General features: G+C 65.5%; 8 protein-coding genes. 5 read left to right on the top strand and 3 right to left on the bottom strand.

From position 1 onward, the window contains the following. Positions 1-1,037 (bottom strand): UvrD-helicase domain-containing protein (locus PF446_RS03970; protein ID WP_298069948.1); only part of this gene is annotated, 1,037 nt, incomplete at its 3' end. 131 nt (positions 1,038-1,168) lie between these two features. On the opposite strand from PF446_RS03970, the gene PF446_RS03965 reads away from it, so the two are divergent. The 3 genes from PF446_RS03965 to PF446_RS03955 are packed head-to-tail and all read left to right on the top strand — an operon-like array spanning position 1,169 to position 3,368. Then, entirely contained in the window at positions 1,169-1,813 is a 645-nt protein-coding gene (locus PF446_RS03965; RefSeq protein WP_298069946.1) for a thymidine kinase, read from the top strand. 12 nt (positions 1,814-1,825) lie between these two features. Continuing rightward, positions 1,826-2,599: a hypothetical protein gene (locus tag PF446_RS03960; protein ID WP_298069945.1), complete on the top strand. Its 774-nt coding sequence runs from the start codon at positions 1,826-1,828 to the stop codon at positions 2,597-2,599. 4 nt (positions 2,600-2,603) lie between these two features. After that, positions 2,604-3,368 carry a methyltransferase domain-containing protein gene (locus PF446_RS03955; RefSeq protein ID WP_298069944.1) on the top strand — a complete coding sequence of 255 codons (765 nt, stop codon included), beginning with the start codon at positions 2,604-2,606 and terminating at the stop codon, positions 3,366-3,368. 9 nt (positions 3,369-3,377) lie between these two features. Here the strand turns inward: PF446_RS03955 and mutM are convergent, their stop codons facing one another. Further along, complete coding sequence (mutM, locus tag PF446_RS03950; RefSeq protein ID WP_298069943.1) at positions 3,378-4,190, bottom strand: bifunctional DNA-formamidopyrimidine glycosylase/DNA-(apurinic or apyrimidinic site) lyase; 813 nt, start codon at positions 4,188-4,190, stop codon at positions 3,378-3,380. Between the two features lie 137 nt (positions 4,191-4,327). Here mutM and PF446_RS03945 point away from each other — a divergent pair, with 137 nt between their 5' ends. Beyond that, positions 4,328-5,902, top strand: coding sequence for a peptidase S10 (locus tag PF446_RS03945; protein ID WP_298069942.1), 1,575 nt, complete (start codon positions 4,328-4,330; stop codon positions 5,900-5,902). Between the two features lie 62 nt (positions 5,903-5,964). Here the strand turns inward: PF446_RS03945 and PF446_RS03940 are convergent, their stop codons facing one another. Further along, positions 5,965-10,377 (bottom strand): DEAD/DEAH box helicase, encoded by a 4,413-nt coding sequence (locus tag PF446_RS03940; RefSeq protein WP_298069947.1) that lies wholly within the window; start codon positions 10,375-10,377, stop codon positions 5,965-5,967. Positions 10,378-10,726: 349 nt separating this feature from the next. Here PF446_RS03940 and PF446_RS03935 point away from each other — a divergent pair, with 349 nt between their 5' ends. Continuing rightward, positions 10,727-11,443: a BON domain-containing protein gene (locus PF446_RS03935; protein WP_298069941.1), complete on the top strand. Its 717-nt coding sequence runs from the start codon at positions 10,727-10,729 to the stop codon at positions 11,441-11,443. Positions 11,444-11,481: the final 38 nt, after the last annotated feature.

Below are 11,481 nucleotides of genomic sequence, written 5' to 3'. Positions count from 1 at the left end.
TACAGCACCGCGAACTCGTGCCAGCGGGCGCGATGCTTCTCGGCCAGATGGGTGCAGATCGCGGCAATGCGCTCGGCTTCGTGCTCGCTGTCGTTGCACTCGAGCACGCGGATCGGCGGACCGTCGGGCAGCTCGCTCCAAAGTTTCTTCACGTGCAGGTGCGTGTTGTTCGCGATCAGCGTATTGGCTGCACGCAGGATGCGCTTGCCACAACGGTAGTTCTGTTCCAGCTTGACCACCTTCAGATCAGGCCAGTCGCGCCCGAGCTGGTCCAGGTTCTCCGGGTTGGCACCACGCCAGGCGTAGATCGACTGGTCATCGTCGCCCACGCAGGTGAAGCCGCCGCGCGTGCCGGCCAGGTGCCGCAGCAGGCGGTACTGCGCGTCGTTGGTGTCCTGGTATTCGTCCACCAGCAGGTAACGCAGCCGCTCCTGCCACGCGGCGCGCGCCTCGGCATCGGCGTCCAGCACCTGCAGCGGCAGGCGGATCAGGTCATCGAAGTCGACCGCGTTGTAGGCCGCCAGGCGTTGCTGGTAGCGGGCATAGATGCCGGCCGCCTCCAGCTCGCGCCCGCCGCGCGCGGCGTCTTCGGCCTGCTCCGGCGTCAATCCGGCATTCTTGGCCTGCGAAACCAGGTTCTTCAGGGCCCACAATGCATCGGACTTGATGCCGGCCGGTGCCAGTTCCTTGATCAACGTGCCGGAATCGTCGGCGTCCAGCACCGAAAAGTTGCGCCGCAGCCGGGCTCGCGCATGCTCAATGTGCAGGAACTTCAGGCCCAGCGCATGGAAGGTGCACACGGTCAGTGCCTGGGCCGCTTCGCTGCTGATCAGCTTGGCCACCCTTTCGCGCATCTCGCGCGCTGCCTTGTTGGTGAAGGTGATGGCGGCGATCTTGCCCGGCGCCAGATTGCGGCGCGCAATCAGGTAGGCGATCTTCTCGGTGATGACACGGGTCTTGCCGGATCCGGCGCCGGCAAGCACCAGCAGCGGGCCGTCACAATGTTCCACGGCGGCACGTTGTTCGGGATTGAGCATCGCGTTCAAGTCGGTACAGGATGGGCGCGCCGAGGATAGCAGAGCCTGCCTCCGCGCCCCGCGTTACACTGCTGCATGGGCGAATCGCCGCCCGATTTTCCCCTTTCCGAGTCATCACTCCCGTCGCACACATGGCCAAACTGTACTTCCATTATTCGGCGATGAATGCCGGCAAGACCACCACCCTGCTGCAAAGTGCCTACAACTACCACGAGCGGGGCATGCGCACCCTGGTGATGACACCGGCACTGGACGACCGATACGGTGAAGGCGTGGTTGTCTCGCGCATTGGCCTGAAGACCAGCGCCCAACGCTTCACCGGCGATGCCGATCTGCTGGCACAGGTGCGCGCCGACATCGAGGCGAACGGTGAACTGCATTGCGTGCTGGTGGACGAAGCCCAGTTCCTTGCGCGCGCCCAGGTATGGCAACTGACGGATGTGGTCGACATCCTCGGCATTCCGGTGCTGGCGTACGGTCTGCGTACCGATTTTCGTGGCGAACTGTTCGAAGGCAGCCGCCATCTGCTGGCCTGGGCCGACAGCCTGGAGGAGATCAAGACGATCTGCCACAGCGGCCGCAAGGCCACCATGGTGGTGCGCGTGGATGAACACGGGCGCGCCGTGCGCGACGGACCGCAGGTTGAGATCGGAGGCAATGAACGCTATGTCTCCGTGAGCCGGGCCGAATTCAAGAAGATCATGTCCGGTGAGGGGCGCGTGGAACTGCAACAGAGTGTGCTGCCCCTGGAGCGCACCCAAGACACCGCAGACTGACAGGATTTGCCCATGCCCTTATCCAACACCAGCATCTGGATCCGCCCGTACTGGGCTCCGGGAGACGAGCATGCGGTGCTGCTGTTCTTTGTCTTCGGGCAGTTCCAGCAGGAGCTGCGTATTCCTGCCGCCCGCTTCGGCAGCAAGGGTCTGCCCGATGGCGTGGAGTTGTTCCGCTATCCGCACGACACGCTGCGCCAGTGGGAAGGCTACCCACTGGCCGGTGCACTGGGCGAATTGCTGGAAAACGACCATCCTCAAGCCTTCGCGGCTGCCGCCAAGGCACCAGAGGTCCTCAGCGTGCGCGGCCGCCTGGAAGACGCCGACAGCCTCGACTACCTGCGCGACACCCTGGGCGTGCTTGCTGCGCTGTACGACATCGGCGCGGTCGCCGTGGCCGATCCGCAGATCCTGAGCCTGTTCGACCATGATGCCTGGCACGCGCGCTTCCTGATCGAGGGGGGCGCACCAGCGCGCAATCATGTGCTGATCCTGTGTGACCCCGACCCCCAGGCCGGTGAAGGCCATTTCTGGGTCCGCACCCGTGGCATGCGGAAGTTCGGCCGGCCCGACGTCAGCATCCGTGGCGTGCCGCCGGCACAGACCAATGCGGCGGGGGAGCTTTGCCTGCGGCTGGTTGAACGTCAGGTCATGGGCGCACACTTCAAGGACGGTCAGGAACTGGAGATCGAGGGACTGCCCGGCCTGCTGCGGGCACGCCGCGCCGGAAGTCTGGAAGATCCGCAGTTCAACAACACCCATATCGCCTTCGACTGGCCGGGCTGAGATCATGCCCACAGCTGCACGACCACTCCGCGTGCTGTACAAGGCCCTGCACCAATTACATCCCTTCGAGTTGCGTTTCGGCCGCTGGTCATGCCCGGCCTGCGGGCACCGCCTGCATGTACGGCTGCGCAGGGACGAACTGGCCGTACGCTGCACACGCTGCGGTGCCTCTGCAATCAGCCAGTCGATCATCGACGTGGTTCACCGGACCTGCCCGGATCTGGCAGAACGCCGGGTACTGGAATTGTCCGCACACGGCGCACTGGCCCGATGGTTGACCACTCGTGCGGCCGAGATCGTGCTCAGCGAATACGATGCGGATGGCGTGCCGGGCGCAATCGTCGATGGTGTCCGCAACGAGGACGTGCAGCAGCTGACGTTCCCCGACGGGCGTTTCGACCTGATCACGTCCACCGAAGTGTTCGAGCATGTGGCCGACGACGCCCGCGGCTTCGCCGAAGTCCACCGCGCCCTGGCGCCTGGCGGCGCATTCGTCTTCACCGTTCCGTTGCTGGACGTGGCACAGACCCACGAGCGCGCCACGTTGCGCGAGGGCCAACTGCTGCACCTGGATACCCCGGAGTACCACGCGGATGCCTTCACCGGTTCATCGAGGGTGCTGTGCTTTCGCGACTATGGCCAGGATATCCTCGAGCGACTGCTGGCAGCCGGCTTCGAACAGGCCTGGATCGCCACGCCTTCACTGCCGCTGTTCGGGTATGCACGCAAGGTGCTGGTGGCACGACGTCGGGGCACGCAGTCTGTCTAGCGCCTGGGCTCAACGCTGGCACACCGGGCACCAGAAGGTATTGCGCTGGCCGATCACGCGGCTGCGGATCGTCGTGCCGCACCGCCTGCAGGCATCGCCAGCTCGCCCATAGACCATCAGCTCCTGCTCGAAATATCCCGGTGCGCCGTCCGGCGCGAGGAAATCGCGCAGCGTGGTGCCGCCACGCTGGATTGCGTGCGCGAGAATACGCTGGATCGCCCGGGCCAGCGCCGCGTATCGCGTCCGCGATACCCGTCCGGCCGCGCGCTGCGGGAGGATACCGGCCTCGAACAGGGCTTCGCTGGCGTAGATGTTGCCCACGCCGACCACCACCCGCTGGTCCATCACGAAGCTCTTGACCGCGCTGCGCCGACCGCGAGAGCGCTGCCAGAGCAGCTCGCCATCAAAGGCATCCGAAAGCGGCTCGGGGCCCAGACCAGCAAGCAAGGCGTGCGTCTGTCCAGGGGGCTGCCAGAGCAGGCTGCCGAAGCGGCGTGGATCGGTGAAGCGCAGTACACGGCCGGAATCGAGCAGCAGATCATAGTGATCGTGGCGTTCCACCGGCGTATCTGCGGGCAGCACGCGCAGCATGCCGGACATGCCCAGGTGCAACAGCGCGCTGCCCGCGCCGGTTTCCAGCAGCAGGTACTTGGCGCGGCGCGACACGGAATCGACCACACGCCCGGGCAGCCGCTCGGCCACGGCGGCGGGAATCGGCCAACGCAGGTCCGCGCGGCGCAACACCACGCGTTCGATGCGGTGCCCCGTGAGATGGGGGGCGATGCCGCGGCGGGTGGTTTCGACTTCAGGGAGTTCGGGCATGCGCGATTAATGCGGGCATCGGTCACTGGACGCAAGCGCCAGGCGTGACTTCATGCCCATGGGCTGTCCCGCCTGCGGGCGTATGCTGAATGGGTTGCCGCCTCCGCGGCGGCCTCAATCCATGTCAGGAGAGTTCAATGCGCAGATTTTTTGCATGGGCGGCGTTGTCCGCCCTGATCGTGTGTTCGTTGTCTATCGCCGCGAATGCCGCCGATGCAGCACCCAAGACCAAAGACAACACTTCGCCCGATGCGGCCCTCACCAAGCCGCAAAGCTCGGTCACCACCGGCAGCGTCAGTGTCGAGGGACACCGCATCAACTACAAGGCCGTGGCCGGCACCATCGTGTTGCACGGCAAGGGTGACAACGAAAATACGCCCACGGCCAGCATCTTCTATGTCGCCTATTTCAAGCAGGGCGCCGATGCGAGCAAGCGTCCGGTGACCTTCATCTACAACGGCGGCCCGGGCTCGGCCTCGGTCTGGCTGCACATGGGCGCCTTCGGTCCGCGCCGGGTGGACACCAACGACCACACCCATACGCCAGCCGCACCCTACAAGCTGGTCAACAATGACTACAGCCTGCTGGACGTCAGTGATGTGGTGTTCATCGATGCGCCGGCCACCGGTTTCTCGCGCCTGATCGCCGACACCAGCAAGGACAAGCGTGACGCACTGATGAAGAAGCGCGACAAGCAATTCTTTGGCGTCGACCAGGATGGCCAGGCCTTCGCACAGTTCATCACCCGATTCCTGTCCAGATATGGCCGCTGGAACTCGCCCAAGTACCTGTTTGGGGAGAGCTACGGCACCACGCGCTCCGCGGTGCTCTCGAACATCCTCGAGAATCAGGACTCGGTCGATCTCAACGGCGTGATCCTGCTGTCGCAGATCCTCAGCTTCGACACCAGCATCGACGGCCCGGAGAGCAATCCGGGCATTGACCAGCCCTACTTTTTGGCGCTGCCGACCTATGCCGCCACGGCCTGGTACCACCACAAGCTGCCGCAGCAGCCGGCCAAACTCGAGCCATTCCTGAAGCAAGTCGAACACTTCGCCATGGGGCCCTATGCACAGGCCCTGATGGCCGGCTCCACGCTTGATCCTGCAAAGGAGAAAGCCGTGGCGGAGAAACTGCATCAGTACACCGGCCTGCCGACAGCCTACTGGGTCAAGGCCGACCTGCGCGTCAACGGCGGCATGTTCGAGCATGAACTGCTGGGTAAAGACGACCTGAGCACCGGCCGACTGGACACACGCTTTGCCGGACCCAGCATGGATCCGATGAGCAAGGAATCCGAGTACGACCCGCAATCCTCGGCGATCAGCTCGGCGTATGTGGCCACGTTCAACAACTACGTGCGCAATACGCTGAAGTTCGGCAAGAACCAGCACTACCGCCTGTTCGCCGGTTTCGACCATTGGGATTCCACGCACAACCACAACCAGCAGTCGCTCAACGTGATGGGCGACCTGGCCCAGGCCATGAAGGCCAACCCGAAACTCAAGGTCATGATGAACGGTGGCTACTTCGACCTGGCAACTCCGTTCTTTGCCGCAGAATATGAACTCGATCACCTGCCGATTCCGCAGCGACTGCACAAGAACATTTCAGTCCACCTGTATCAGTCAGGCCATATGGTCTACGTGCACGTACCGGCACTGAAAAAGTTGCACGACAACGTAGCGGCATTCATCCGATCCACGCACTAAGGAGGGCAGAAGGGCGCGCCGCGGAATGCGGCGCGCCGGACCTCGTGAACCGGAGCAGCCGGTTACCGTAGAGCAGAGGATCCGTTCTCGTCGATTGGGTCGGCAACTTCAGCCGGCAGCGGAGTCGGCGGTTCGGCACGGGCGTCATGCCGCAGCAGCAGGTCTCGCACCACGGCCTGCTCGTGATTCGAAAGTTCGGCCAGCAACTGCAGCCTGCCGGCCACCTGCGCGGCCACGGCAACACCATCGCGATACAGGATGCGCGAGCCCGCCAGCGCGGGAATCCTGCTGCCGGTGAGCAATGTGCCGACCAGGTTCAACGGATCGCTGCCGCACACGCATACCAGTTCGCCATCGTCGGTGCGGCGGCGGACCTCGCGCAGCAGCTTCACGGCCTCGGGCAGTGCGAATTGCTCGCCAACCAGGCCATCGACGAAACGCCCGCCGCGGATATCACCGCGCGCCTCAAGCCGTTGATAGACGCGCAACAATTCACGCCACGGCGGCAACCAGGGCGCCTCACGCTGCAGCAGCCGCCAGCAGACCACGCCGTAACGGCGCAGCAGGGTGCGCGCGACATGCTCGATGGCATCCGTCGGTGCAACCTCGTCGGCTGCGGTCGGCCGCCGCACCCGTGCCCAGCGGCCGGCATCGGCGATGCCGCTGAGGCTGTGGTAGCGCATGCGACGATGCCTGCGTGCGTGGCGCTTGCTCGCGGGCACCAGCAGCGCGCGAAGACCGGCAAAACTGTCGGCATGCACGGCACCGGCAGCCACCAGTTCGCCCAGGGCGTCTTCCAGCTCGGCCTTGAGCAGGCCGGTGCGGGTGGCCAGTTCGTCATAAAACAGTGCGCCATATTCAGCCAGCGCGTCAGCCACGGCTTGCGCCCGCGAGGTAAGGACCGTCTCCGCCTCCGCATTGCCGGCCACCGCAGCCCACAACACGCGTTCGCGGCGCGGCAACAGCACCAGCGGCGTGGCCTGCACCGGGCCGCTGGCGGCATGTTCTGTGTTACGCGCCCGCAGTCGCATCCACACCAGCCGGCCGGCGCGGCACAGGTCGTCAAGCCAGGTGGTTTCGTAGTCGGCCACGCGCGCGGGCAACAGTTCCGACTCCCAGGCACCGGCCGCGGCTTCGTAGCCCTCCAGCTGCGCCAGTACGCCTGCCAGGGCATCCGGACCGTGCACGCGGTTGCTGGCCGAAAGATGTTGCCAATCGAACAGGAAACGCATGAAATCCCGCCGCTTCACGGGACGGATCTCACGCCGCAGGCGCCCCAGGGTGTAGCGGTGGATGCGCGCCAGCAGGTGGCGTTCGCACCACTCCCCGGTGTCAGCCTCGGGCGTGAAGTGACCGCGCATGATGCTGCCTTCGCGTTCCAGCGCGGCCAATGCGATGTCCAGGTTGCCGGGCGCGACGGCGAGATCGTTCGCCAGCACGGCCACGTTCACCGGACCCAGGCCGCCCAGTCGAGCACGCAGCAGTTCGACCAGCGCCGAATCGCTCGTCCAGTCCTGTGCAGCGTATTCGGCCGGCGCGTCGATCGGCGGCTGCAGCGTGGCCCGCGGATGCAGGGCATTCCAGAGGGGCAGGCGCTCGGCCGCGACCCAGAACGCCTCCTGCGCATCACCAGAGGGCATGAGTCGTGTCGCCCGCTGCTGGCGTGCGAGCGCCTGCAGCCATTGCTCCCAGCACGGTTGCGCCTGGAGATCGCCTTCGGTGACCACGCCCAGGCCCATCAGGGCTTCATGCATCTCTTCCATGTCGCGTACTTCGGGCCAGGCCTCGGCACGCACCGCCGCGATCGCCTCCGGGTCCAGGGCAGCAAGATCGTCGTCGGCGTGTGGATCCTGCCAACGGCGGCTCTGCACCGCCTGGGTGCGGCGTTCCTCCAGTGGTGCATCGTCGAGGAAGGCATAGGGCGCGGCGTTGAGCACCCCGGCGGCCAGCGGAGAGGGTGCGGGCAAGTCGCGCGCGAGCATGCGGATGCGGCCGGATTCCAGCCCCTGCAGCAGCGCGATCAAACCGTCGATGTCCATGGCCTCGTGCAGGCAGTCATGCACGGTCTGGGAGACCAGTGGGTGATCGGGTACTTCGCGTTCGCCGACGATGTTCTCCAGGCACGCAACCTGGTCGGGAAACACGCTGGCCAGCAGGTCCTCGCTTTTCATGCGCTGCAACTGCGGCGGCACCCGCTTGCCCCCCTGCATGCGCGGCAATGCCAGCGCGTTGGTGGCGTTCCAGCGCCAGCGGATCGGGAACAGCGGCGCGTCCAGCAGCGCCTGGATCAGCACGTGTTCGGCTGTATGGGAGTGCAGGTATTTCGCGACCTCGTCCAGCGGGAAACTGTGGCTGGTCGACAGCGACAGCACGATGGCGTCCTCGGTCGCCGCCGCCTGCAGTTCGAAGTTGAAGCTGCGGCAGAAACGCTTGCGCAGGGCCAGGCCCCAGGCACGGTTGAGGCGGCTGCCGTAGGGCGAATGAATCACCAGCTGCATGCCGCCGGATTCGTCGAAGAAGCGCTCCATGACCAGCGTGTCCAGGGTCGGAAGCACGCCCAGAGCCGCCCGCGCGCCACCGAGATAGTCCACGATCTGCCGGGCCGCACCCTCGGCCATGCCAAGGGTCTCCTGCAGCAGGGCCAGGGCCGCGTCCGCACCGCCGGCTTCCAGCGCATCGTCGACCTCGCCGCGCAGGCGCGCCACACCGGCCGAAAGCTCATGCGTGCGCCCGGGCGCCTCGCCGATCCAGAACGGGATACTCGGTGGCAGGCCACGCGCGTCCTCCACCCGCAGCCGGTCACGCTCCACGCGCAGGATGCGGTAGCTCTGGTTGCCCAACTGGAAGATGTCGCCCGCCGAGCTCTCGACCGCGAAATCCTCGTTTACCGTACCGATCACCTGACACTGCGGCTCCAGTTCCACGCGGTAGTCGCCCGTATCGGGGATGGTGCCGCCGGAGGTGAGCGCGGTCAGACGCGCGTTGCGGCGTCCGTGCAGGCGCCCATGCACGGCGTCACGATGCAGGTAGGCCGCGCGCGCGCCGCGCCGGGTGGTGAAGCCTTCGGCCAGCATGCGAACCACGCCATCGTAGGTCGCGCGTTTCAGTTCCGCATAGGGCTGGGCGCGGCGCAAGGTATCGAACAGTGCGTCCTGATCCCAGTCGCGGCTGGCCACCTCGGCCACGATCTGCTGCGCAAGTACGTCCAGCGGCGCCGGAGGCACGCTCAGTACATCCAGCTCGTCGCGACGGATGCAGTCGAGCAGGGCGGCGCACTCGACCAGGTCGTCGCGGGTGGTCGGGAACAGTCGACCCTTGGGCGTGCCGCCGACGCTATGGCCGGATCGACCCACGCGCTGCAGAAACGCGGCGATGGAACGCGGCGAACCCAGCTGACAGACCAGTTCCACATCGCCGATATCGATCCCAAGCTCCAGCGATGCAGTCGCCACCAGCACGCGCACGTCGCCGTGCTTGAGCCGGCGTTCGGCTGCGAGCCGATGTTCCTTCGACAGACTGCCATGGTGCGCAGCCACGGCATCTTCGCCCAACCGTTCGGCCAGCGCGCGCGCGCTGCGCTCGGCCATGCGCCGGGTATTGACGAATACCAGCGTGGTGCGATGGCTCTCGACCAGATGGGCGATGCGGTTGTACACCAGCGCCCAGGCATCGTTGGACATCACCGCGTCCAGCGGCAGCGGCGAAACCTCCAGCTTCAGGTCGCGGTCCCGGGTATAGCCGACATCGACGATGGTGCAGTCGGGCGGTGCTTGCGCGAGGTTGCTGACATCCACCGGCAATGCAGCGTGGCGGCCGGTCCCGACCAGGAAGCGTGCCACGCGTTCGACCGGCTTCTGCGTGGCCGACAATCCGATGCGCGTGAGCCGGCGCTGGCACAGGGCTTCCAGCCGTTCCAGGGTCAGCGCCAGATGCGATCCGCGCTTGCTGGCGGCGATGGCATGGATCTCGTCGACAATCACCGTGCGCGCAGTAGCCAGGGTTGACCGGCCGGAGGCGGAGCCCATCAGCACGTACAGCGATTCGGGCGTGGTCACCAGGATGTGCGGTGGCTGCTTGCGCATCGCCGTACGCTCGCGTTGCGGGGTATCGCCGGTGCGCACGGCGGTGCGGATGGTCACGTCCGGCAGGCCGCGTCTGGCCAGTTCGGCACGGATGCCTTCCAGTGGTTCTTCAAGGTTGACGTGGATGTCGTTGGACAGGGCCTTCAGCGGCGAGACGTAGACCACCTGGGTGGCGTCCGGAAGCGCGCCGCCGTGTTCCAGGCCTTCGCGCACCAGCGCATCGATCGCCGCCAGAAAGGCGGTCAGGGTCTTGCCCGAGCCGGTCGGTGCGGCGACCAGGGTGTGCTTTGCGGAACGAATGGACGGCCATGCCGCCGCCTGCGCCGGTGTGGGTGCAGCGAAGCGGCCCTCGAACCAGGCGGCGACCGCGGGATGGAAGTGCTGCAGTGGCATGGAGTCAGGTTGGGTATCCACTACGGTCATCATCATAGCCGGTGCGCGTCCACGCGCCATCAACGCCAGCATCGTCTTGTCTTTTCTCATCCGCTGAGACCATGCGGAAATCTCGTTCAGTTTGCGGGGCGGCAACTGCACAAGGACTGATTTAATGCATGAAAACAGGCACCTGTGCATCACCCGCGCCACCGATGCTTGTCCGCTCAAGACCCGGGGGACGGATGCCGTGTATCTGCCATTCATCCGTCCGGTGGTTAGCTGCTGTCGTGCTGACGCTGCCATCTCTCCGGCGGCGTACATGTTCAGGGCAGGCACGCCCGTTTGCACACTATCAAGGAGACAGCACATGAAGACTCGGACACTGCACAAAACACGGATCGTCACCGGCCTCGTTGCCGCTCTCGGCATGAGCGCAGGTCCGGTCCTGGCCCATACAGCCGCCACCCCGCTCGTTCGCGTCGGGATGAGCACGCAGGCGGATCCATCGATGGGCCAGAAGATCAGCGATACCTGGATCACCACCAAGGTGAAGTCCGAATTCGCCACCACCAAGGGTGTCAGCTTCACGGACATTTCGGTCGACACCAGAGACGGCGTGGTCATGCTCAACGGCACGGTCGCGTCGCAGGCGGGAAAGACCTTGGCCATTCGCACGGCGCGCCATGTGGAGGGCGTCAAAGCGGTACAGGCCGATACGCTGAAGGTCGTCCGTGGCGAGGATCAGGCGGCCGACACCAAGGATGGCACCAGCATGGGCCAGAAGGTCAGCGATACCTGGATCACCACCAAGGTGAAGTCCGAGTTCGCCACCACCAAGGGCGTCAGCATGACCGATGTCTCTGTGGATACCAAGGCCGGCGTGGTGATGCTGACCGGCACGGTGCATTCACAAGCCGAGAAAGAACTTGCCATCAGGGCCGCGCGCTCCGTGAAGGGCGTGAAGGCGGTTGAAGCCGGCCATCTGGACGTGGGCATCCGGCGACTGATTCCAGGCACGAAAGGCAAGCCTCTCCGCCCTCTCGTTCCCGAGGATGCCTCCCGAGGACCGCGAGGCCATCTTTAATTGCACGCGGGTAAAAGCAACGCTCCAGCAACGCCGGG

Origin of the sequence: Oleiagrimonas sp. (assembly GCF_027858935.1) — a bacterium.
Taxonomy (GTDB): Bacteria; Pseudomonadota; Gammaproteobacteria; order Xanthomonadales; family Rhodanobacteraceae; genus Oleiagrimonas.
Note: the sequence above shows the minus strand (reverse complement) of the source record. Positions and strands in the feature narration are given on the sequence as shown.